Origin of the sequence: Stenotrophomonas sp. Sm6012, assembly GCF_030985895.1 — a bacterium.
GTDB lineage: Bacteria > Pseudomonadota > Gammaproteobacteria > Xanthomonadales > Xanthomonadaceae > Stenotrophomonas > Stenotrophomonas forensis.
Genome location: NZ_JAPTFX010000075.1, coordinates 1 through 21388 on the forward strand (window position 1 = coordinate 1; position 21388 = coordinate 21388).

Annotated in this window: 17 protein-coding genes and 2 tRNA genes; 10 read left to right on the top strand and 9 right to left on the bottom strand. The window is 67.2% G+C overall.

Annotated elements, in window-relative coordinates; all coding sequences use genetic code 11:
* Positions 1 to 515: 515 nt before the first annotated feature.
* Positions 516 to 1151: a tetratricopeptide repeat protein gene (locus O0J73_RS13535; RefSeq protein ID WP_133936226.1), complete on the bottom strand. Its 636-nt coding sequence runs from the start codon at positions 1149 to 1151 to the stop codon at positions 516 to 518.
* A gap of 171 nt (positions 1152 to 1322) precedes the next feature.
* On the opposite strand from O0J73_RS13535, the gene O0J73_RS13540 reads away from it, so the two are divergent.
* A complete protein-coding gene (locus tag O0J73_RS13540) occupies positions 1323 to 5009 on the top strand; it encodes an indolepyruvate ferredoxin oxidoreductase family protein (RefSeq protein ID WP_308308907.1) in 3687 nt (1228 codons plus the stop codon).
* Between the two features lie 24 nt (positions 5010 to 5033).
* Here O0J73_RS13540 and O0J73_RS13545 read toward each other — a convergent pair whose 3' ends face one another.
* On the bottom strand, positions 5034 to 5648 hold the full coding sequence (locus O0J73_RS13545) for a DUF938 domain-containing protein (protein WP_197565074.1): 615 nt from the start codon (positions 5646 to 5648) through the stop codon (positions 5034 to 5036).
* A 648-nt stretch (positions 5649 to 6296) separates the two neighbouring features.
* On the opposite strand from O0J73_RS13545, the gene O0J73_RS13550 reads away from it, so the two are divergent.
* The 4 genes from O0J73_RS13550 to O0J73_RS13565 all read left to right on the top strand — a co-directional run bounded on the left by O0J73_RS13550 (position 6297) and on the right by O0J73_RS13565 (position 12375).
* Positions 6297 to 9518 (top strand): efflux RND transporter permease subunit, encoded by a 3222-nt coding sequence (locus O0J73_RS13550; RefSeq protein WP_308308908.1) that lies wholly within the window; start codon positions 6297 to 6299, stop codon positions 9516 to 9518.
* Positions 9511 to 10674, top strand: coding sequence for an efflux RND transporter periplasmic adaptor subunit (locus tag O0J73_RS13555; RefSeq protein WP_308308909.1), 1164 nt, complete (start codon positions 9511 to 9513; stop codon positions 10672 to 10674). The genes O0J73_RS13550 and O0J73_RS13555 overlap by 8 nt, the downstream gene beginning before the upstream one ends.
* A complete protein-coding gene (locus O0J73_RS13560; protein ID WP_308308910.1) occupies positions 10661 to 12055 on the top strand; it encodes an efflux transporter outer membrane subunit in 1395 nt (464 codons plus the stop codon). The genes O0J73_RS13555 and O0J73_RS13560 overlap by 14 nt, the downstream gene beginning before the upstream one ends.
* An 80-nt stretch (positions 12056 to 12135) precedes the next feature.
* Positions 12136 to 12375, top strand: a complete 240-nt coding sequence (locus tag O0J73_RS13565; RefSeq protein ID WP_308308911.1) for a hypothetical protein — start codon at positions 12136 to 12138, stop codon at positions 12373 to 12375.
* A 1-nt stretch (position 12376) separates the two neighbouring features.
* On the opposite strand, the gene O0J73_RS13570 is transcribed toward O0J73_RS13565, so the two are convergent.
* On the bottom strand, positions 12377 to 12667 hold the full coding sequence (locus O0J73_RS13570) for a putative quinol monooxygenase (protein WP_049458829.1): 291 nt from the start codon (positions 12665 to 12667) through the stop codon (positions 12377 to 12379).
* Positions 12668 to 12729: 62 nt separating this feature from the next.
* On the bottom strand, positions 12730 to 13818 hold the full coding sequence (locus tag O0J73_RS13575; RefSeq protein ID WP_308308913.1) for a DUF5694 domain-containing protein: 1089 nt from the start codon (positions 13816 to 13818) through the stop codon (positions 12730 to 12732).
* Between the two features lie 132 nt (positions 13819 to 13950).
* Between O0J73_RS13575 and O0J73_RS13580 the strand changes: the two genes are divergently transcribed.
* Positions 13951 to 14520 carry a GNAT family N-acetyltransferase gene (locus O0J73_RS13580; RefSeq protein WP_308308914.1) on the top strand — a complete coding sequence of 190 codons (570 nt, stop codon included), beginning with the start codon at positions 13951 to 13953 and terminating at the stop codon, positions 14518 to 14520.
* A gap of 256 nt (positions 14521 to 14776) precedes the next feature.
* Positions 14777 to 16603: a methyl-accepting chemotaxis protein gene (locus O0J73_RS13585; RefSeq protein WP_197564103.1), complete on the top strand. Its 1827-nt coding sequence runs from the start codon at positions 14777 to 14779 to the stop codon at positions 16601 to 16603.
* Here O0J73_RS13585 and O0J73_RS13590 read toward each other — a convergent pair.
* From O0J73_RS13590 to O0J73_RS13600, 3 genes are all read right to left on the bottom strand, one after another.
* A complete protein-coding gene (locus O0J73_RS13590) occupies positions 16600 to 18039 on the bottom strand; it encodes a GGDEF domain-containing protein (protein ID WP_197564102.1) in 1440 nt (479 codons plus the stop codon). The genes O0J73_RS13585 and O0J73_RS13590 overlap by 4 nt on opposite strands.
* 92 nt (positions 18040 to 18131) lie before the next feature.
* Positions 18132 to 18698 (bottom strand): GNAT family protein, encoded by a 567-nt coding sequence (locus O0J73_RS13595; RefSeq protein WP_197564101.1) that lies wholly within the window; start codon positions 18696 to 18698, stop codon positions 18132 to 18134.
* 70 nt (positions 18699 to 18768) lie between these two features.
* A tRNA-Leu gene (locus O0J73_RS13600) sits at positions 18769 to 18854 on the bottom strand.
* 132 nt (positions 18855 to 18986) lie between these two features.
* On the opposite strand from O0J73_RS13600, the gene O0J73_RS13605 reads away from it, so the two are divergent.
* Both O0J73_RS13605 and O0J73_RS13610 read left to right on the top strand, forming a co-directional pair.
* On the top strand, positions 18987 to 19367 hold the full coding sequence (locus O0J73_RS13605; RefSeq protein ID WP_006461765.1) for a response regulator: 381 nt from the start codon (positions 18987 to 18989) through the stop codon (positions 19365 to 19367).
* A 69-nt stretch (positions 19368 to 19436) separates the two neighbouring features.
* Positions 19437 to 19634: a hypothetical protein gene (locus O0J73_RS13610; RefSeq protein ID WP_006461763.1), complete on the top strand. Its 198-nt coding sequence runs from the start codon at positions 19437 to 19439 to the stop codon at positions 19632 to 19634.
* 45 nt (positions 19635 to 19679) lie between these two features.
* Here the strand turns inward: O0J73_RS13610 and O0J73_RS13615 are convergent, their stop codons facing one another.
* Positions 19680 to 20636 carry an SOS response-associated peptidase family protein gene (locus O0J73_RS13615; RefSeq protein WP_197564100.1) on the bottom strand — a complete coding sequence of 319 codons (957 nt, stop codon included), beginning with the start codon at positions 20634 to 20636 and terminating at the stop codon, positions 19680 to 19682.
* 77 nt (positions 20637 to 20713) lie between these two features.
* Between O0J73_RS13615 and O0J73_RS13620 the strand changes: the two genes are divergently transcribed.
* Positions 20714 to 21130 (top strand): GNAT family N-acetyltransferase, encoded by a 417-nt coding sequence (locus O0J73_RS13620; RefSeq protein WP_008267409.1) that lies wholly within the window; start codon positions 20714 to 20716, stop codon positions 21128 to 21130.
* Positions 21131 to 21190: 60 nt separating this feature from the next.
* On the opposite strand, the gene O0J73_RS13625 is transcribed toward O0J73_RS13620, so the two are convergent.
* Positions 21191 to 21266: transfer RNA gene (locus O0J73_RS13625), tRNA-Glu, on the bottom strand.
* Positions 21267 to 21388: the final 122 nt, after the last annotated feature.

Below are 21388 nucleotides of genomic sequence, written 5' to 3' on the forward strand. Positions count from 1 at the left end.
CTAACAACTATGCCCGGCAGCTCCGGACTGCCGCCTGAAACGGCTTCATGGCGTCCGTTTTCAGGGGGCCAGATCAGACACCCCCGCGAACCCACCCCGCCCGTCCTCTGACAATTTCCGAGTGCGTCCGCCACGGAAAAGAAAAAAGAAGGTCAAAAGCAAAGCCGGTTGGCTGGCCGCCTCTTGTAGAGCCGAGCCCACGCTCGGCTGCATTTCGATCAGATATCGAATAATCGATTCCGATGCAGATTCATCCACGCATGGCGTGGATACCGTGTCGACCAAGGTCGACACCTACCAGCAGCAGGGAGCTGTCAGAGGCGGGGCGGTGTGGGCAGGCAGGACCGTTGGCGCCATGGATGGCGCCATCGAGCCCCCATGGACGGGTTTACGGCGTGTCCTGCCTGCCTACACCGCCCCGCCTCCCTCGGTAAGTCCGCTGTTGCTGTTGCTGTTGCTTTGGCTCTGGCCGTTGCCTCTGCGGGTGCCGGGTGCAACCCGGCCGAACCCCTTCCTCAGGGCCAGGCAGGCGGCGCGGCCGCCCACGCCTGCTGCACCTCGGCCAGCGACGCGCGCTCATCCTCGCGCCAGTGCGGCAGCAACTGCGCAAACTGCGCCGTGCTGCTCCACTGCGACGGCTCGGTCCGCACCGCGGCCGCGTACCACTGCACCGCCTCCTGCTTCTGCCCCAACCGCCACAGCGCCAGCGCATAGGTCGGCGGCACCCAGCTGGGCTTCGTGCGCGCATTGCCCGCCGAGGCCAGCCACTGTTCCAGGGCCGCCTCCGGCTTGCCCTGGCGAAGCAGGTCCCAGCCGTAGTTCCAACGCACGCTGCGGCCACTGCTGCTCTGGGCCGGCGCCTCTTTCATGGCCTCGCCATACAACTGCTCGGCCAGCTCGCCACGGCCCTGTGCACCTGCCACCATCGCCAGCTGCACCGTGGCTTCAACGGCACGCCTGCCACGTTCACGCAGCTTGAGCAGCTGGGCGACCAGCTCATCGCCCTCGCCCTGCACCGCCACCATCGGCGCAGCGGCCGGATCGCTGTCGAAGTAGAACTCCTGAGGGGCCGGCAACGCCGGCGCCGCCCACGCTGTGGCCGCTCCCGAGGCCAGCAGCATGCTGGCCAGGATCTTTCCTGGAACTGACATCCCTTCTCCCCAGGCTGCAATCGCAGCCTCCCTCTCTCTCTGCCCGATCCTAACCCCAGCAGCGGCGCGGGCGCGAGTGCCGGGGGCATTACGAGGGCGCTGCTACAATCCGCGCCTTTCCCGCCGCGTGCCCGCACGCGGCCGGTGCCAGCCGATCCTACCGGGCCAGCCATGACCAGTACCGCGCAACTCACTTCGCCTTCTTCCGCCGACCTGATCGACCGTGACTACACGCTCGACCACAAGTACACCCGCAACGAGGGGCGGATCTACCTGAGTGGCGTGCAGGCCCTGGTGCGGTTGCCGCTGATGCAGCGCCTGCGCGATGCCGCCGAAGGCATCGACAGCGCCGGCTTCGTCAGTGGCTACCGCGGCAGCCCGCTGGGTGGCTTCGACCTGGAGCTGTGGCGCGCGCGCCAGCACCTGGAAGCGGCCAAGGTGAAGTTCACCCCGGGCCTCAACGAGGACCTGGGCGCCACCATGGTGTGGGGCACGCAGCAGACCAACCTGTTCCCGGGCGCCAACGTGCAGGGCGTGTTCGGCATGTGGTACGGCAAGGGCCCCGGCGTGGACCGCTGTGGCGACGTGTTCAAGCATGCCAATGCCGCCGGCACTTCGCGATACGGCGGCGTGCTGGCGCTGGCGGCCGATGACCATGCCTGCCGCAGCTCGACCCTGCCGCATGGCAGCGAGGACGAATTCGTCAGCGCGATGATGCCGGTGCTGAACCCGGCCGGCGTGCAGGACATCCTCGACATGGGCCTGCTGGGCTGGGCGATGAGCCGCTATACCGGCCGCTGGGTCGGCTTCAAGACCATCGCCGAAACGGTGGAATCGTCGGCCTCGGTCGAGGTCGATCCGCTGGCCCGCCGCATCGTGCTGCCCGAAGACTTCGACATGCCCAGCGGGGGCCTCAACATCCGCTGGCCGGACCCGCCGCTGGACCAGGAAATGCGCCTGCACCGCTATGCGGTGAAGGCCGCGCAGGCCTTTGCCCGCGCCAACGGCATCGACAAGGTGGTGATGGATGCGCCGCGCGCGCGGCTGGGCATCGTCACCACCGGCAAGAGCTACCTGGATGTGCTGCAGGCGCTGGAATACCTGGGCCTGGACGAAGTGGCCTGCGCCGACATCGGCATCCGCGTGTACAAGGTCGGCATGACCTGGCCGCTGGAGCCGGAGGGCATTGCCCGCTTCGCGCAGGGCCTGGAAGACATCATCGTGGTGGAGGAGAAGCGGGCCTTCATCGAGCGCCAGATGAAGGAACAGTTCTTCAACTGGCCGGCCAGCTGGGGCCAGCGCCCGTCCATCGTCGGCAAGTACGACGAGAGCGGTGAATGGATCCTGCCGTCCACCGGCGAACTGACCCCGGCCACCATCGCCGGCGTGATCGGCCGCCGCATCCAGAAGTTCTTCAACAACGACTCGATCGAGCAGCGCCTGCACTGGATGCAGGAGAAGGAAGCCGAGCTTGCGCTACCGCGCGCCAGCTTCCCGCGCGTGCCGCACTACTGCTCGGGCTGCCCGCACAACACCTCCACCCAGGTGCCGGAAGGTTCGCGTGCGCTGGCCGGCATCGGTTGCCATTACATGGTGACCTGGATGGACCGCAGCACCGACACCTTCACCCACATGGGCGGTGAAGGCGTGACCTGGGCCGGGCAGGCGCCGTTCACCGATACGCCGCACGTGTTCCAGAACCTGGGCGATGGCACCTATTTCCACAGTGGTTCGCTGGCGATCCGCCAGGCGGTGGCGGCCGGCGTCAACATCACCTACAAGATCCTCTACAACGATGCGGTGGCGATGACCGGCGGCCAGCCGGTGGACGGCCCGCTGAGCGTGCCGGACATCGCAAGGCAGATGCGCGCCGAGGGCATCCACACCATCGTGGTGCTGTCGGACAACATCGGCAAGTGGACCGGCCAGCGCGAGCACTTCCCCAGCGATGTCGAGTTCCATGACCGCAGCGAACTGGATGCCGTGCAGAAGCGCCTGCGCGAAGTGAAGGGTGTTTCCATCCTGATCTATGAGCAGACCTGCGCCACCGAGAAGCGCCGCCGCCGCAAGCGCGGCAAGCTCGAAGACCCGCAGAAGCGGGTGATGATCAATTCGCTGGTCTGCGAAGGCTGCGGCGACTGTGGCAAGAAGAGCTTCTGCGTGTCGGTGCTGCCGAAGGAAACCGAATTCGGGCGCAAGCGCGAGATCGACCAGTCCAACTGCAACAAGGACTATTCGTGCGTGAACGGCTTCTGCCCGAGCTTCGTCACCGTGCACGGTGGCCAGCCGCGCAAGGGCAGCAAGCGCGATGCCTCCACCCTGCTGGACAACCTGCCGGCGCCGGTGGTGCGCGGTACGCTGGAACAGCCCTGGAACATCCTGATCACCGGCGTCGGCGGTACCGGCGTGGTGACCATCGGCGCCCTGCTGGGCATGGCCGGCCACCTGGAAGGCAAGGGCGCGACCGTGCTCGACCAGACCGGCCTGGCGCAGAAGGGTGGCGCGGTGACCACGCACATCCGCATCGCTCGCCGGCCCGACGACATCCACGCCGTGCGCATCGCCGCCGGCGAGGCCGACCTGGTGCTGGGCTGCGACATGGTGGTGGTGAACGACTACTGGGCGCTGTCGAAGGTGCGCGCCGGCCGTTCGCAGGTGGTGCTGAACACCTACGAGGCGATGCCGGGCACCTTCACCACCCGCCCGGACATGCAGTTCCCCGCCGCCGACATCATTGCCGGCGTGCGCGTGGCGCTGGGCGGCCAGGAACCGCTGCTGCTCGATGCCACCCAGCTGGCCACCGCGCTGCTGGGCGATGCCATCGCCGCCAACCTGTTCATCCTCGGCTATGCGTGGCAGCAGGGCCTGGTACCGCTGTCGTTCGACTCGCTGATGCGTGCCATCGAACTCAACGGCGCCGCCGTGGCAATGAACCAGCAGGCGTTCGCCTGGGGCCGCCTGGCCGTGGTCGACCCGCAGGCCGTGCAGCAGGCGGCCGGCCTGGTGCGCAACCGCCACACCGATACCGAATCGACCCCTGGCCCGCTGCATCCGCTGCCGCCGGGCGAGTGGGAGGGTAACGAATGGGGTGCCACCGCCGCGCCACGCAACACCGGCGACGAACGTGAACTGCGTGGCCTGCCCTCGCACGGTGGCGATGTGGCGTTCCTGCCGCTGGACGACGCCCGCCTGTCGCGCTCACTGGATGAGATGATCGAGCGCCGCGCCGCGTTCCTGGTCGAGTACCAGGATGCCGCCTATGCCAACCGCTATCGCGATCTGGTGTCGCGCGTGCGCGCCGCCGAAGCCGAGCGCATCGGCGGCTCCACCGCGCTGACCGAGACGGTGGCCCGTTACCTGTTCAAGCTGATGGCCTACAAGGACGAATACGAAGTGGCCCGCCTGTACACCAGTGGCGACTTCCAGCGCCGCCTGCAGCAGCAGTTCGAGGGCGATTACCAGCTGCGCTTCCACCTCGCGCCGCCGCTGTTCGCCAGGAAGGACGAGCACGGCCGGTTGCTGAAGAAGGAATACGGCCCGTGGATGTTCAAGGCGTTCGGCCTGCTGGCGAAGCTGAAGTTCCTGCGTGGCGGCCGCTTCGATGTGTTCGGGCGCACTGAAGAGCGCCGCATGGAGCGCAAGCTGATCGGTGACTACGAGGCGACCGTGCAGGTGCTGCTGGACGGCCTGGAAGACGGCCGCCTGGCCCTGGCGGTGGAAATAGCCAGCATTCCCGAGCACATCCGCGGCTACGGCCACGTCAAGGAAGCGCACTTCGCGCAGGCCAAGGCGCGTGAGGCTGCCCTGCTGGCGCAGTGGCGCAATCCGAAGGCGCTGCACATCGTGCAGGTGGCGTAACGTCGCGAAACAGGTAGTGCCGGTTTACCCCAGCCGCCACAGCAGCAGGCGGTTGTTGGCCGGCATCGCCACGTCGCGCAGGCGGGTGAAGCCGTTGTCCTCGGCCAGCGCCTGCACCGCTTCACTATCGCGGATGCCGCTGCGCGGATCACGCGCCTTCAGCCAGGCATCGAACTGCGCATTGCTGTCACTGGTGTAGCGGCCGCCATAGTTGAATGGGCCGTACACCGCCAGCAGCGCGCCATGGCGCAGCACCGGCGGCAGCGCGGCGAACAGCGCCTGCACGTGTTCCCAGCCCATGATGTGCAGCGTGTTGGCGCTGAATGCGGCGTCGAACGTGCTGCCCTGCGGCAGGCTGAGGCCGGGTGCCGGCGGCAGTTCCACCTGCAGCGCCAGCGGCGGCAACAGGTTCAGCAAGGCCGCTTCGGCGCGCCACGCCTCGATGCCAGGCAGGTGGTCGGGATGATCACTGGGCTGCCAGCGCAGCCACGGCCAGCGCTCGGCAAAGAAGGCTGCGTGCTGGCCGGTGCCACTGCCGATTTCCAGCAGCCGGTGGCGGTCGCCCATCCACGGGTCGAGTGCGGTGGCGATCGGTTCGCGGTTGCGCTCGCAGGCTTCTGAATACGGCTTGCTCGACATCAGGACGGTGTCCAGGCGGGGTCGGCTCCATTGTGCACGAGGGGGGATTACTGAGCAGGGCTGCGCCCTGCACCCGCTCAGAGCCAGAGCCGGAGCGGGAGCAACAGCAAAGGCAGAAGCGGGCTTCCTGTGGGATGGCGGGATGGGTCCGGTTGCGGGGGACGCCGTAAACCCGTCCTTGGGGGCTTGGCCGCGGCATCCATGCCGCTCACGCCCCCGCAACCGGACCCACCCCGCCTTCGACAGTTTTCTGCGGTCTGTCAGATCTCATTCGATTTATTTGGATGTCTGACAGATGTGTCGACCAAGGTCGACATCCACCAACAGCCACGGGAATCTGTCAGAGGTGGGGCGGTGTCGGAGTGCGGGGTGTCAGCCGCATGGATGCGGCTGCCAAGCCTACACGGACGTACTTGCGGCGTCCCCGCACTCCGGCATCGCCGCGCCAAACCGCGGAAAGCACGCTGTTGCTGTTGCTTTGGCTGTTGCCGCTGCCGTTGCTTCGGCAGGTGCAGGGCGCAGCCCTGCCGAACCCACTTCCTTCATGAAATATGTTTCATCTGCGGCACAGCCTTGTTTTAGCCGGTAGCGCCGATACTTGCCGGCCTGCGCTGCCCGCGGTGGGCAGTGGCATCGCTGGAGAGCCGCATGCTCGGGTTGGTCAGGACCGCGCTCAACAAGCCTTACACCTTCGTGGTGATGGCCATTTTCATCTGCATCGTCGGTCCGCTCAGCGCGCTGCGCACCCCCACCGATGTATTCCCCGATATCGGCATCCCCGTCATCGCCGTGGTCTGGCAGTACACCGGCCTGTCACCGGATGCGATGGCCGGGCGGGTGATCTCGCCCTACGAGCGTGCGCTCAGCACCACCGTCAACGACATCGAGCACATCGAATCGCAGTCGCTGGCGGGCATGGGCGTGGTCAAGGTGTTCTTCCAGCCCGGCGTGGACATCCGCACCGCCAATGCGCAGATCACCGCGATCTCGCAGACCATCGTCAAGCAGATGCCGGCCGGCATGACCCCGCCGCTGATCCTCAACTACAGCGCCTCCACCGTGCCGGTGCTGCAGATGGCGTTCTCCAGCCCGACCCTGGGGGAATCTCAGATCCGCGACCTGGCGCAGAACACCGTGCGCCCGCCGCTGACCTCGATCCCCGGTCTGGCCATCCCTGCACCCTACGGCGGCAGGCAGCGCCAGATCACCCTCGACTTGGACCCGCAGGCAATGGCGGCCAAGGGCCTGTCCGCACAGGACGTGGGCAACGCGCTGGCCGCGCAGAACCAGATCACCCCGGTCGGTACCGCCAAGCTGGGCAGCAACGAATTCACCGTGCTGCTCAACAACAGCCCGAGCGAGATCGAAGCGCTGAATGACCTGCCGATCCGCACCGTCGATGGTGCGGTGGTCACCATCGGCCAGGTCGCCCACGTGCGCGATGGCTCGCCGCCGCAGACCAACATCGTGCGGGTCAACGGTGGCCACTCGGTGCTGATGGCCGCGCTGAAGAATGGCGACGCCTCGACCCTGACCCTGGTCAGCCGTATCCGCGCCATGCTGCCGCAGATTGGCGAAACCTTGCCGCCATCGCTGAAGATCTCGTTGCTCGGTGATGCGTCCACCTTCGTGCGCGAATCGATCAGCAGCGTCGCCCGCGAGGGCATCATCGCCGCGCTGCTGACCAGCGTGATGATCCTGGTGTTCCTCGGCAGCTGGCGCTCGACCGTGATCATCGCCGCCTCGATTCCGTTGGCGGTGCTGTCGGCCATCGCGCTGCTGTCCGCCACCGGGCAGACGCTCAATGTGATGACCCTGGGTGGCCTGGCACTGGCCGTGGGCATCCTGGTCGACGATGCCACGGTCACCATCGAGAACGTCAACTGGCACCTGGAGCAGGACAAGGGCGTACGCGAGGCGATCCTTGATGGCGCCGCGCAGATCGTCGGCCCGGCGTTCGTGTCGCTGCTGTGCATCTGCATCGTGTTCGTGCCGATGTTCCTGCTCGACGGCATTGCCGGTTACCTGTTCCGACCGATGGCGTTGGCGGTGATCTTCGCCATGGCCAGCTCGTTCGTGCTGTCGCGCACGCTGGTGCCGACCATGGCGTTGTACCTGTTGCGTCCGCACCGGGTGGAGGGCGGGGTAGGCCATCATCCCGAGGATGCGTTCCTCAACCATCATGAAGGCGATCATCCGCAACCGCGTCGCGCACGGATGGCGGCCACGCTGGTGCGCTGGCAGCAGCGCTTCGAAGCCGGATTCTCCGCCACCCGCGACCGCTACCACGCGCTGCTGGGCCTGGCACTGGCGCACCGGGGCCGCTTCCTGCTCGGTTTCATGGCCTGCGTGCTGGTGTCCTTCGCGCTGCTGCCAACCCTGGGCCAGGACTTCTTCCCTGCCACCGAGGCTGGTGCATTGTCGCTGCATGTGCGCCTGCCCTTGGGCACGCGCATCGAGGAAACCGCTGCATCATTCGACCGCATCGAAGCGCGCATCCGCCAGGAACTACCGCCGCAGGAAATCGATGCCATCGTCGACAACCTCGGCCTGCCGATGACCGGCATCAACATGGCTTACAGCGCTACCGGCACCATCGGTCCGCAGGATGGTGACATCCAGGTCTCGCTGAAACCGGGTCACGGCGATGCCGCCGAATACGCGCGACGCCTGCGCGAGGTACTGCCTTCGGCCTTCCCGGGCGCCAGCTTTGCGTTCCTGCCCGCCGATACCAGCAGCCAGATCCTCAACTTCGGTTCACCGGCGCCGCTGGACGTGCGCATCGTCGGACCGGATGCCGCCGGCAACCGCGCCTATGCGCAGGAACTGCAGCGCCGCCTGCGCCACGTGCCGGGCCTGGTCGACCTGCGCCTGCAGCAACCCGATGGCTATCCGACCCTGAAGGTGGATGTCGATCGGCTTCGCGCCAACGGGCTGGGCATCACCGAGCGTGATGTCACCAACAGCATGGTGGCGTCGCTGGCCGGTAGCGGCCAGGTCGCCCCGACATTCTGGTTGAGCCCGAAGAACGGCATCTCCTACAGCGTGGTCGCCGCCACGCCGCAGTACCGCATGGACAGCCTGGCCGCACTTCAGGCGCTGCCGGTCACCGGCAGCGGTGGTGGCGTGCCACAGGTGCTCGGTGGCCTGGCCCAGATCCAGCGCGGCTCCAGTTCGGCGGTCGTTACCCATTACAACGTGCAACCCACGCTGGACGTATATGCCAGCGTGCAGGGCCGCGATCTCGGCGCCGTGGCGGCCGACGTGCAGAAGGTCATCGATGGCATGGCCGGCCAGCGGCCGCGCGGCACCGAGGTTGGCCTGCACGGCCAGATCGATGCGTTGCACGTGGCCTTCACCGGCCTCGGCTACGGCCTGCTGGCCGCGATCGTGCTGATCTACCTGCTGATCGTCATCAACTTCCAGTCCTGGACCGATCCGTTCGTGATCATCACCGCGTTGCCAGCGGGCCTGGCCGGTGTGGTCTGGATGCTGTTCCTGACCCACACCACGTTGTCCGTGCCGGTATTGACCGGTGCCATCCTGTGCATGGGCGTGGCTACGGCCAATTCGATCCTGGTGGTCAGTTTCTGCCGCGAGCGCCTGGCCGAGCACGGCGACGCGGTCAAGGCCGCACTGGAAGGGGGTTTCACCCGCTTCCGCCCGGTCTGCATGACCGCGCTGGCGATGATCCTCGGCATGCTGCCGACTGCACTGTCCACTGAGCAGAATGCGCCGCTGGGCCGCGCGGTGATCGGCGGCCTGCTGCTGGCCACCTGCGCCACGCTGCTGTTCGTACCGGTGGTGTTCGCATTGGCCCACTCCCGTAAAACCCGTACTGCTCCTGCCGGAGAACCCCTGCATGTCTGAGTCTTCGCTGCCGCAGCATTCGCTGCGCCGTCCTCTGGTCCTGGCCGCCGCCGTGGTGGTCATCCTCGTTGCCGGTGGCCTGGCCCTGCGCGCGCAGCAGGCACACGCCGTGGTCGAGTGGACCGAGCGCCAGGCGGTGCCGTCGGTGCAGGTGGTGACCGCCGGGGAGCAGGGCGCCGCGGGCACGATGACGCTGCCGTCGCACCTGAGTGCCTGGACCGAAGCACCGATCCACGCGCGCGTGGGTGGCTACCTGAAGTCGTGGAGCGCCGACATCGGCCAGCCGGTGAAGGTGGGGCAGGTGCTGGCGGTGATCGACAGCCCGGAGCTGGACCAGCAGATCGCGCAGGCGCATGCCCATCTGCTGCAGGTGCAGGCCGACGCGGCGCTGGCCAAGGTCAGCGCCGAGCGCTGGCAGGGCATGCTCGGCAGCCATTCGGTATCGCGCCAGGAAGCCGACGAGAAGCAGGCCAACGCGGTGGCCGCACGGGCCAGCGTGGAAGCAGCGCAGGCCGACTACGCGCGGCTGCAGGAACTCGGTCGTTACCGCACCTTGCGTGCGCCGTTCGATGGCACGGTCACCTCGCGGCAGACCGACGTTGGCCAGTTGATCCGCGCCGATGACAGCGGGCGCGAGTTGTTCAACATCGCCGATACCCGACGCCTGCGCCTGATGGTGCCGGTACCGCAGAACAGCGCGGCCAGCATCCGTCCCGGGCTGCAGGCAACGTTGCAGGTACCGGGCCAGGAGGGACGCCATTTCACCGCCACCCTGCAGGGAGACTCCAGCGCGATCGACCGCAGCTCCGGCACCCTGCTGGCACAGTTCGTGGTCGACAATGCCGATGGCGCACTGCTGCCCGGCAGCTACGCGGAAGTGACCCTCCCGCTGCAGGGCGGGGGAGCTGGCGTGAGCGTGCCAGCGGAGGTGTTGATCTTCCGGGCCAAGGGCACCCAGGTGGCAGTGGTCGACAGCAAGGACATCGTGCACCTGCGCGACATCCATATCGCCAGTGACCTGGGCAGCACGCTGCGCGTCGACCGTGGCCTGAAGGCAGGGGAGAGGGTCATTTCCAATCCGCCGGATGCTTTGCGAGAAGGCGATCATGTGCGAGTGGTGGCCGGCAGTGCGGAGCCTGCGCATGCCCGCGGTTGAGCGCACAGCGACGTTGGTCGTGATGGGGTTGCTGCTGGGAGGCTGCTCGCTGGCACCCACCTATCAGACGCCGGTCCTGGCGATGCCTGCAGCCTATGAGCACACGGAAAAAGTGGATACCCGCTCGCCGCTGCCACAGGCGTGGTGGCAGGCCTTCCACGATCCGGTGCTGGACCAGCTGCAACAGCAGTTGGGCGCGGCCAACCCGAGCCTGGCGCTGGCCGTGGCGCACTACGATGCGGCACGCGCCGCAGCAGGTGAAGTGGCATCGGCGCGGGCGCCGCAGGTCGGCTTCAGCACCGGCCCGGTCCGCCAGCGGCAGTCCGATGACAAGCCGCTGCGCAGCGCCACCCAGCCAGCCATCTATGACAGCAATACCGCCACGTTCTCGCTGTCGTTCGACCTTGATCTGTGGGGCCGCCTGCGCAACGCGGCTGCCGCGGGCAAGGCGCGTGCCGAGGCCAGTGGTGATGACCTTGCCGCTGCCCGGCTGAGCCTGTCGCAGCAGTTGGCCGGGCTCTATCTGCAGCTGCGCGGCGCCCAAGCGCAGCAGGCGATCCTGCATGACAGCATCGAGGACTACCGGCAGGCGTTGGCGCTGACCGAAGACCGTTTCCGTGGCGAGATCGCTTCGCAACTGGATGTATCGCGCGCGCAGCACCAGCTGGCCAGCGCGCAGGCCGATCTGGATGCGCTCGACGGCCGCCATGAACTGCTGCGGCATGCCATCGCCGAACTGGTCGGCGCGCCGGCCACCGGCTTCATCATTGCTGACGCGGGTCTGCCAGCCCTGCCATCGGTGCCAGCCGATCTGCCCAGCCGCCTGCTGCAGCGACGGCCGGATATCGCTGCGGCCGAGCGCCGGGTGTTCGCTGCCAATGCGGGCATCGGCGTGGCCCGCGCGGCGTGGTTCCCGCAGCTCAGTCTCAGCGGCCTGCTGGGCGGCCAGACCTCGGGTGGCAGTGGCCTGCTCGACGCGGGTAACCGCTACTGGGCGCTGGGTCCACTGGCGGCGCTGCCGGTGTTCGATGGCGGCCGTCGCAAGGCGGCCAAGGCCGAGGCCTATGCCGAGTTCGACGCGGCCTCGGCGCAGTACCGGGCCACCGTGCTGGCCGCGATCCGCCAGGTGGAAGACCAGTTGACCCTGCTGCGCCAGCTCGATGCGCAGCGCGGCCACGAGCAGGATGCGGTGACTGCGGCGCGGCGTGCCGAGCAGATCGCCAATGACCGTTACGCCGGTGGTGCGGTGAGCTACCTGGACGTGGTCAGCGCTCAGACCGATGCCCGCCAGGCGCAGTTGGGACTGCAGGACATCCAGAGCCGGCAGCTGCAGGCCAGCGCGGCGCTGATGGCGGCACTGGGCGGAGGCTGGTCGCGATAGCCGTTGGAGGCGGTCTCAGCCTGTGAGAGGGCGGGGCGGAACAATCGCCCCATCCACCCCGTACAGGAGAGTGCACGATGATGGCCTGGAATCGAACTGTCGTTGCCGCCTACGCACCGGCCATGGTTGGCTGGTGCCTGGCATTGGCCGGCGGCTTGCGCCTGGAACAGCTGCGTGGCGACCTGCATGCGCAGGCGTTGCTGCCGCTGCTGCACGGCGGCGTTGTGGCGTTGCTGGCGCTGACACTGGCCTGCACGCTGGCCGCAAGCGCGGTGCTGTGGCGGGCCAATCGGCCACCACAGCGAACCGCCGCCCCGTGATCTACAGCGCAGCGGCCTCCATCAGCACGAACCGGCAGGGCGCACGCTGGAAGGCGTTGATCTGTGGCACCAGGCGCTGGAAGTGTTCGCTGGCGCAGTGGAGGTCGAGCGCGGCGCGGTCCGGCCAGAGCTCGATGAAGATGAAGTGCCCGGGATCCTTCTGGTCAACGAACAGTTCATAGCTGATGCACAGGGGCTCGCGCTGCGTGCAGGCGACCAGCTCACGGTACAGCGGAAGGACGGTTGAAACAGCCTCGGCATGGATGAAATCCTCGGCGATCACCTTGAGCATGTCGGTACCTGCAACGCGGGCCCTGCAGGATAGTGCCGGCGCAGGGCCGGCACCATCCACCGTCAGCGCAATACTGCGTCCGCACTGACCAGCTGCACATCGTGCATCTGGTTGAGGTAGGCCTCGTAGTAGCCCTTGTGCGAGGCGCCGACGATGGCCAGCATGCGGCTGCCGGGGTGCAGGCCCAGCACGTCGCGCATGTTGGCGACCATGCGCAGGTTGCGGGTTTCCCAGTAGCCGACATACATCCTGCCGAATGCCTTGGCTGAGGGCTCGACGAGTGTCGCGCCGAAGTCGCTCCGGTACGCGTCCATCGCCGCCGCAGGGCTGTTGTAGGCCCTGTACAGCGCCAGCACGCCGTCGGGTTTGTTCAGGCCGGCCACCAGGCGCTTGTCGGCTTCCCGCCGCGCCTGCGAGTGCGCGTTCTTCCAGGCGCCGGTGATGGCGGCGCTGGCCGCCGCTTCGTCCTCGGCAGGTGTGGGCGAATCGGCGGTGTGGTCGTCCACGGCCCAGAGACGCTCATGGCCGAGGCGCGCAGCGACTTCCGCAGCGATCAGATTCGTTTCATTGCGGCGAACCAGGCCTTTGTCGAGGAACTCGACCAGGGCCGCGCTCAGCCCGTCGCCGTCCTTGCGTTCGGCGGCGGGCAGGCGCAGCCACTGCACCTGGGCCGATCCCCGTTCGCCCGCCGCCAGGAACAGTGCAGCCAGCCGACGACGCTGGGCAGGCGTCGGGTCATCTGGCCAGTTCGAGAGCAGGCGCTCGACCTCGGTGTTCGCAGCGGGCACGTCCAGTCCGGTCGCGGCCTGAGCGGCCGAGGTGTCGAAGCAGTAGGTGGCCACGCTTTCCGCGTAGCGGGCGGGGTAGCGGCGCATGAAATCGCACTGCAGGCCGGACAGATCCTCGGTGGCGATCAGCTCGGGTTTCCAGGCGACCAGTCGCTGCAGCAAGGGCTCCAGCAGGGCCGGCTGGAAGGTCTTGGGCAGCCCGGACAAGTGGGTGCTGCCCAGTACCAGCACTTCGTTCGTGCGCCCGGCGGGCGGCCCCTTCAACTGGTCGGGATGGAAGGTCGGCCGATAGCTGGCATCGGCGGCGAGGGCGCCGGTGCTGCACAGGCCCAGAATCAGGAAGCTGGCCAAGCGTGTGAACATGCGATCTCCGTGTCAGTGAACGTCCTGCAGTTCGCTGCATGCTGGTCATTTTCATCTGCCACGGAATCTCCCGTTGGTCATGCAAACCTTTTCGGCTTGAACTGCATCGGCGTTCGGGCGAGGCTGTGCTCAATGAAGGAATCGACGACCCATATCCTGCGTCCCAGCGACTGGACCATCGGCAGCCCGCGGCTGAGCCTTCGGCCCTTCACAATGGATGACGCGGGCGAGGCGTTCATCGCGATCACGCCGGGGCTGACCCGCTACATGGCGTTCGATCCGCCTGCATCGGAGCAGGCATTCGCCGTGGTCTGGCGCGCGTGGTTGCTCACCATCGCCGATGGTTCGGACTTCACATTCGTCATCCGCCGCCGCACGGATCACACTTTCCTTGGCCTGGCAGACCTGCATCGCACCGGTGATGCGGAACCCGAGTTGGGCGTCTGGATCGCTGAATCGATGCATGGGCAGGGCTATGGCCGCGAAGCCGTGTCGGCGGTGCTGGCGTCCGCGTCCCTGCGGCTGGACTGCGCCGCATTCCGTTACCCGGTAGCCGAGCAGAACGCGCCCAGCCGGCGCCTGGCGGAATCCCTCGGCGGTGTGCCCGTCGCGCGTGAGCAAGCTGTGAAGTACATCGCGATTGTCTACCGCATCCCCGCAATAGCGTCGCAAGTTGCGACGGGCGTCGCGGAATTCCGCTAAAGCCGCCTGACCCATCGCCGATATCCCCTCTGGATCCCGCTCCAGTCGCCCGCTGCAGGACCCCAGGCTGCCCCCGATGGGCGGTCCGCGCTGTGTGTTCCGCCGCTCCCAGATGCCGATCGCACCCGCACCAGATGTTCTTGCCAGCCGCTCGAGGGGTGCCCACCCGGTACCTGCAGTCCCAAGCAACTGAAGTTGCCGCCGGGCATCCCGCCCGTCGGGTCGCAACCGCTTACCGGACACCGAGGATCAGACAATGCTCATTCCAGGCTTCACGGCGGGCGCGCAGGCGCCGGCCGAGCTGCATACCCGTTGGTCGCCGTGGCGTGCGCTGCTGGGCGCGCTGGCTCCGCAGCAGCGCACCCGCACCGAGCCGGCGGCGACCCACCGCGCCGAGCTCGAAGCCCAGGTTGCGGCGTTGCACCGCGTGCAGGCGGTCATCGAGTTCGCACTCGACGGCACCATCCTGCAGGCCAATGACAACTTCCTGCAGGCGATGGGCTACCGGCTGGACGAGATCCAGGGCAAGCACCATTCGCTGTTCGTCGATCCCGAACTGGCACGCAGCGCCGAATACCGTGATTTCTGGGCGAGGCTCGGGCGCGGCGAATACGATGCCGGGCAGTACCGCCGCTTCGGCAAGGGCCAGCGCGAGATCTGGATCCAGGCGTCGTACAACCCGGTGCTTGACCAGCAGGGGCGGCCCTACAAGGTGGTCAAGTTCGCCACCGACATCACGGCGCAGAAGTTGCAGGCCGCCGATTCCGCGGGGCAGCTGGCGGCGATTGGAAAGTCGCAGGCGGTGATTGAGTTCAGCATGGATGGCCGCATCCTCTCGGCCAACGACAACTTCCTCGCCACCACCGGCTACAGCCTTGATGAGGTGCGTGGCCAGCACCATTCGCTGTTCGTCGAGCCGGGGCATCGCAGCAGCGATGAATACCGGCAGTTCTGGGAAAAGCTCGGGCGCGGCGAATACGATGCCGGGCAGTACCGCCGCCTCGGCAAGGGCGGGCGCGAAGTCTGGATCCAGGCCTCCTACAATCCGATCCTCGACCTCAACGGCAAGCCGTTCAAGGTCGTCAAGTACGCCACCGACATCACCGCGCAGGTGCATGAGAACCAGGCGATGCAGCGTGCGGTTGCGCAGACCCGCGAGGTGGTGGCCGCAGCCAAGCAGGGCGATCTGACCCGGCGCGTGGCCACGGCCGACAAGCAGGGTGCGATCGCCGAACTGTGCGACGGTGTCAACTCGCTGGTCGAAGCGATGGCCGCGATCATCGGCCAGATCAAGTTCGCCGCCGATACCATCGCGGTCGGTGCGACCGAGATCGCCCAGGGCAACAGCGACCTGTCGCAGCGCACCGAGCAGCAGGCGGCGTCGCTGGAGGAAACCGCGGTGTCGATGAAGGGGCTGGCCGAGACGGTGCAGCGCACCGCCACCAACGCGCGCCAGGCCAGCCAGCTGGCCGGTGGGGCGGCCGATGTCGCCGCACGGGGCGGCAGCGTGGTGCACGAGGTGGTGGAGACGATGGCGGTGATCAATGCATCTTCGCGGCGCATCGTCGACATCATCGGAGTGATCGATGGCATCGCCTTCCAGACCAACATCCTCGCACTGAATGCTGCCGTGGAGGCTGCGCGTGCCGGTGAACATGGCCGCGGCTTTGCGGTGGTCGCCACCGAGATCCGCGAGCTGTCGCAGCGTTCGGCCAGCGCCGCCAAGGAGATCAAGCAGCTGATCGATGAGTCGGTGGCCAACGTCGGGGCCGGTACTGCCCAGGTCGAGAGCGCCGGCCGCACCATGGACGAGATCGTGAGCAACGTGCGCCGGGTCAGCGATCTGATGACCGAGATCAGCACTGCCTCGCAACAGCAGAGCGATGACATCCAGCAGATGAACCATGCGGTGGACCTGATCGACCAGGGCACCCAGCAGAACGCGGCGCTGGTCGAAGAGGCCTCGGCTGCGGCGCGCAGCATGGAGGAGCAGTCGGCGCACCTGTTGCAGACCGTGGCCAGCTTCCGTGTCCAGGAAGGGGCCGGCCATGCGCATGGGGCACCGGCCCTGCGCGCGGTCTAGGCGCGCTGGCCGGACAGCGCCTCGGCGGTGCCGGCCGCCGGGGCAAGGTGCACGCAGTTGCGCCCGCCACGCTTGGCGCGGTACAGGGCCTGGTCGGCGTGAGCGACCAGGTCACTGGGTTCGCGCTCATCTCCAGCGGCCTGCCAGGCCACGCCCACGCTGATGGTCACCCGGCCGTCGGCAGCCGGCAGTGCGGCGCTTTCGACGGCGGCGCGCAGCCGTTCGCCCAGCTCCAGCGCGTGCGTGGCTTCGGCCGAGGGCAGGGCGGCGATGAACTCCTCACCGCCGTAGCGCGCCAGCAGGTCATCGCCGCGCTGCAGGCAACCGTCGAGGATCGCGGCAACCGCGCGCAGGCGGCGGTCACCCTCCGGGTGCCCATAGGTATCATTGAGCCGCTTGAAGTGATCGATGTCGATCATCAGCACCGCCAGGCCCAGGCCCTGGCGGCGGGCACGGCGGTGGGCCGCTCCGAGTGATTCATCGAAGCTGCGCCGGTTGCCCAGCCCAGTGAGCGCATCGCGCCGGGCCAGCGTTTCCAGTTCATCGCGCTGGCGCTGGATTTCGACCTGGCTCAGCACACTGCGCAGGGCATAGCCGAGCAGGGCGCCGAGGAAGCCCACCGTGGCCAGGGTCGGCTGCAGGCGGGCGACCAGCAGCGCCACCATCATCAGCAGCAAGGGCAGCATCAACGGCACGCCGGCATCGACGATGCGCCGCAGCGCGAGGGAAATCTCCGCCGCGGGGCGGCGACGACGGCTGCCGGCCATCACCGCCAGCAGCACGAACAGTCCGCTGATCAGCAGGTCCCCCCAGCTGCCATCGGGCAGTTGCGGCTGGTAGGTGTTGATGTAGAGCGCCAGCAGGAAGTAGCCCAGTGCGTAGAGGGTCAGTGTCCGGAAGAAGTCGCGGCGGTCGGGATCGTCCTCGGCAATGAAGCGGATCAGTGCGAAGCAGAACACCAGGCTGTTCTGCACGCTGCTCATCGTCTGCAGGCACTGCGTCCACAATGCGCTGTTCAGAGGGGCCATGGCCTGCGTGTGCACGTAGTACAGCAGCCACAGCAGCGCGATGGTCGCCAGGTCCACCGCGCGGATGGCGCGGCTTCCGCCTCCGGGGCTGGCGGCCACGTAGGTCAGGGGGATCCGGTAGAACACGTACAGGATCAGCGATGACACGGTCATCTGCGTGGGATCGAGGCCGGCCACGTTGCGGTATAGCAGGGCCAGCAATGCAAGCGAGAACAGCGCGACGGCAGCGCCAAGCGTCCGCCATTTGCAGGCCGCGCGGCTGTCACGTGCACGCCGCGCGCAGGCCAGTGCAGCCAGCAGCGGGGCGGTGATCAGCATCAGGTAGGAGCCGACCGGGTCCTGCGGTCCGATCAAGGCAATGACGAGCGCGTGCGTGACCACAAAAAACAGTGCAGCACGCAACGTCATGCATTCCCCCGCCCCGATCCGGCGCGATCACGATAGGCAGAAGTGCGTGAGGCTGGCAAGAAAAGTGTGCGCTACGTCTAATGCCAACGTTGTCAGCGGTCGCAATTGTGCTTCAGCGGGCGGGGCGTGACCGCACCTTCGAGATGGGCAAACAGCCAGAAATTACGAGGGTGGCCCCGTACATGACGATAGGCGTGCAGCAGCCCCTCCCGCTGCATGCCGAGACGCTCCAGCACGGCGATCGAGCGGGCATTGCTGTCGAGGACAGTCGCTTGGATGCGGACCAGACGGCGTACTGCGTGCCCCCAGTCGAGCACTGCGCGCGCCGCATGCGTGGCCAGCCCTTGTCCCTGCCAATGCGGGTCGAGGTCATACGCGAGCTCGGCGCGGCGGTGCAGGAGATCGATGCCGTTCAAGCCGATGGTGCCGATCAATCCGTCCTCGGCATCGGCCAGCGCCCAGCGCTGGTCGGGGCCGCCCGGCATGTAGCGGGCGATCTGCTGGCGCAAGGCGTGTTCCGAGATGTCGCCCCAGCTGGTGTGTTCGATCACGCCCGGCAGCGAGAGGTAGCGGGACCATGCGGCCGCATCATCCGTCCGCAGGGGGCGCAGACGTGCGGGCAAGGTGTCTGGAAGTGACGGCACAATCGACGCAGGCATGCCAGGCAGTGTGGACACCTTGGGCCCGGAAAAGCAAAAGGCCAGGTCATGGACCTGGCCTTTGATGCAGTGGTGCCGGTGAAAGGACTCGAACCTTCATGGGGTCACCCCCGGCTGATTTTGAGTCAGCTGCGTATACCATTCCGCCACACCGGCAGGCAGCGCGTGAGTGTAACCGAGGTCGGCAGGGCTTTCATAGGGGCAGGGCCATTCGGGGCGCTTCCTGTCGGCATCGGCCCCGTGGTGGCTATACTGCGGCGGCGTGAATACCTCCAGGAGCGGTAGCCGATGACAGTGTTGCAGGACCTGAGGGTGCTGGTGGTCGAGAACGACGAAATGAGTGCCGCGCTGCTGCAGATGCAGCTGGTGCATGCCGGCGCGACCGTGGTCGGATTGGCGGCGAGCGTGGACGAAGCGCTGCGCCTGCTGGAGGATTCGGCGCCGGACGTGGCCCTGCTCGACTACCGCCTGGCTCGCAACGAGACCAGCGAGCCTGTGGCGGCAGCGCTGTCGGCACGCGGTGTCCCCTTCGTGCTGGCCACCGGCATGCTGGCCGAGCAGTTGCCGGCGTCGATGCTGGCCGGGGTGCTGCTGGTCAAGCCCTACCTGTCGGTGGATCTGTCCCAGGCGCTGGTGCGCGCGGTGGGGCATTCCCGCGTCAAGGCCTGATTGGTCCCGGCGCAGAGGACCGGCGTATGCTGCCGTGGCCTGAATGCTCAGGCCTACAAGGAGAGTGGCATGAAGAAGTGGATCAAGCGCATGGTTGCTGCGGGTGTCCTTTCGATGGCGGTCTTCGGTGGTACCGCGACTGCCGCATGGTGCGGCCAGCCCTGCTTCCAGCTCTACAAGAGCTGCATCGCGCGCGGCGGTGAGGTCGAGCAGTGCCTGCAGGAACAAGCCTTCTGCGAAGAGGCGATGTGCGGCGGCAACCCCTGATCCAGAAACCCCGCCCAGGCGGGGTTTTTCATAGGCGCGTGGTGTTCATCCGGCTTCGTCGTACACGTAGCGGATGTCCTCGCGGTCGTCGAGGATGCGGTATTGCAGGGCCAGGTCATCCGGGTCCGGATTGAGCCAGGCGTCCAGGTGCTCCCGGCGGATCGGAACCACGCCGCGGTCATGCCCGGCGGCGGCGACATCGGGTGGCGGGGCATCGGTGATAGTGGCAAATGACAGCAGCCGGCCTTCCGGTCCTTCCCACTCTGCCCACAGGCAGGCCAGCAGCAGGTCGCGTGGCGGATCGGGGCGGAATTCCAGCACTACGTCCTGTTCCTTCTCGTCGGCGCCCAGCGTGCGTGCGTCGATGGCGTGGCGTGGCACGTGCTCATAGAACGCCGGCACGACCACGACCCCATGGCGCAGCCCGAATGCGCCGCGCCAGTAGCCTTCCAGGCTGTCGCGCCGGGCATTGTAGGTGCCGGGGTAGAGCACGTCGTTGCGTGCTGGCGAGTCCGGCAGCCGGCACTGGTAGCGCATCGGCTTGATCACCCGCTGGCCGTTGTCGCTGACCATGACCGGTGCGTAGGTGCCTGGGAAAATGCGGTTGTCGCGCGGCAGCAGCTGCACCCGATGCAGGTCTTCCAGCCGGGCCTGCGCGCGCTCGATGCGGTTGCCGGCCACGCGCAGATCGTTGCGTGCCTTCTGGGTGGGGCGGCTCGCCAGCGTGGCGTGGGCGATATCGCGTCGTTCGCGCTGCCGGGCCAGCTCGGCCTCCAGTGCCTGCTGCTCCTGCGCATGCCATTGCTGGATCTTTGCCAGGATGTCGCGGCCCTGTTCCGTACGCGCGCCGGCAAAGCCGTCGTCCATGGCTTTTGGGGTTTTCGGGCGCTTCTTGCCGGGATCGTGCGCGTACAGCTCGGCGAATTCCTCCAGCGAGAGAAGGGCGCCGAACTCGCGCACCAGCTTGGCGTAGTCGGCGCGGATCAGGGCGGAATAGCACATGCGAACTCTGCCGGTGTGGGTCGCAGCGGCTGCGACGTGGATGCGGCAGGATAGCCCGACCCATCAGGAGATGCCGCATGAATGAATCCGCCACCTGCCAGTTCCGCGAAGCCGTGCCCACGGTCGAGGACTATTGCCGGCTGCGTGTACTGGCAGGCCTCAGTGCCAAGCATCAGGAAGCCGCTGCGCGCGCACTGCCCAATACCCTGTTCGGCGTGTGTGCCTACCAGGGCAATGAGCTGGTTGCGATGGGGCGCATCGTCGGCGATGGTGGCTGCCACCTGCAGGTCTGCGACATCGCCGTGCTGCCGCGCCTGCAGGGGCAGGGCCTGGGCAAGGAGGTGATGCGGCGGCTGGACGACTGGATGCGGGCCAGCCTGCCGCCGTCGGCGTACGTCAGCCTGCTTGCCGATGGTGAAGCGCACCGGTTGTACGCACAGTTCGGCTTCGCGCCCACCGCGCCGGCGTCGATCGGGATGTATCGGCGGTTCTGAAATGAGTGCCTGGATTCCAGGCAAAGAAAAACCCCGGCCGAAGCCGGGGTTCTCAAGAATTGGCGTCCCCACGGGGATTCGAACCCCGGTCGCCACCGTGAAAGGGTGATGTCCTAGGCCTCTAGACGATGGGGACGCACGAAAAACTTCAAGTTGTAGAACCTTCGACGGCCTAATGTCGAAGTGGTGGAGCCAAGCGGGATCGAACCGCTGACCTCCTGCATGCCATGCAGGCGCTCTCCCAGCTGAGCTATGGCC

Coding starts and splice junctions, on each gene's coding strand:
- O0J73_RS13610 (WP_006461763.1), top strand. CDS start 19,437: ATGAAGAAGTGGATCAAGCGCATGGTTGCTGCGGGTGTCCTTTCGATG.
- O0J73_RS13545 (WP_197565074.1), bottom strand. CDS start 5,648: ATGTCGAGCAAGCCGTATTCAGAAGCCTGCGAGCGCAACCGCGAACCG.
- O0J73_RS13540 (WP_308308907.1), top strand. CDS start 1,323: ATGACCAGTACCGCGCAACTCACTTCGCCTTCTTCCGCCGACCTGATC.
- O0J73_RS13580 (WP_308308914.1), top strand. CDS start 13,951: ATGAAGGAATCGACGACCCATATCCTGCGTCCCAGCGACTGGACCATC.
- O0J73_RS13570 (WP_049458829.1), bottom strand. CDS start 12,667: ATGCTCAAGGTGATCGCCGAGGATTTCATCCATGCCGAGGCTGTTTCA.
- O0J73_RS13560 (WP_308308910.1), top strand. CDS start 10,661: ATGCCCGCGGTTGAGCGCACAGCGACGTTGGTCGTGATGGGGTTGCTG.
- O0J73_RS13595 (WP_197564101.1), bottom strand. CDS start 18,698: ATGCCTGCGTCGATTGTGCCGTCACTTCCAGACACCTTGCCCGCACGT.
- O0J73_RS13565 (WP_308308911.1), top strand. CDS start 12,136: ATGGCCTGGAATCGAACTGTCGTTGCCGCCTACGCACCGGCCATGGTT.
- O0J73_RS13620 (WP_008267409.1), top strand. CDS start 20,714: ATGAATGAATCCGCCACCTGCCAGTTCCGCGAAGCCGTGCCCACGGTC.
- O0J73_RS13550 (WP_308308908.1), top strand. CDS start 6,297: ATGCTCGGGTTGGTCAGGACCGCGCTCAACAAGCCTTACACCTTCGTG.
- O0J73_RS13615 (WP_197564100.1), bottom strand. CDS start 20,636: ATGTGCTATTCCGCCCTGATCCGCGCCGACTACGCCAAGCTGGTGCGC.
- O0J73_RS13555 (WP_308308909.1), top strand. CDS start 9,511: ATGTCTGAGTCTTCGCTGCCGCAGCATTCGCTGCGCCGTCCTCTGGTC.
- O0J73_RS13590 (WP_197564102.1), bottom strand. CDS start 18,039: ATGACGTTGCGTGCTGCACTGTTTTTTGTGGTCACGCACGCGCTCGTC.
- O0J73_RS13585 (WP_197564103.1), top strand. CDS start 14,777: ATGCTCATTCCAGGCTTCACGGCGGGCGCGCAGGCGCCGGCCGAGCTG.
- O0J73_RS13535 (WP_133936226.1), bottom strand. CDS start 1,151: ATGTCAGTTCCAGGAAAGATCCTGGCCAGCATGCTGCTGGCCTCGGGA.
- O0J73_RS13575 (WP_308308913.1), bottom strand. CDS start 13,818: ATGTTCACACGCTTGGCCAGCTTCCTGATTCTGGGCCTGTGCAGCACC.
- O0J73_RS13605 (WP_006461765.1), top strand. CDS start 18,987: ATGACAGTGTTGCAGGACCTGAGGGTGCTGGTGGTCGAGAACGACGAA.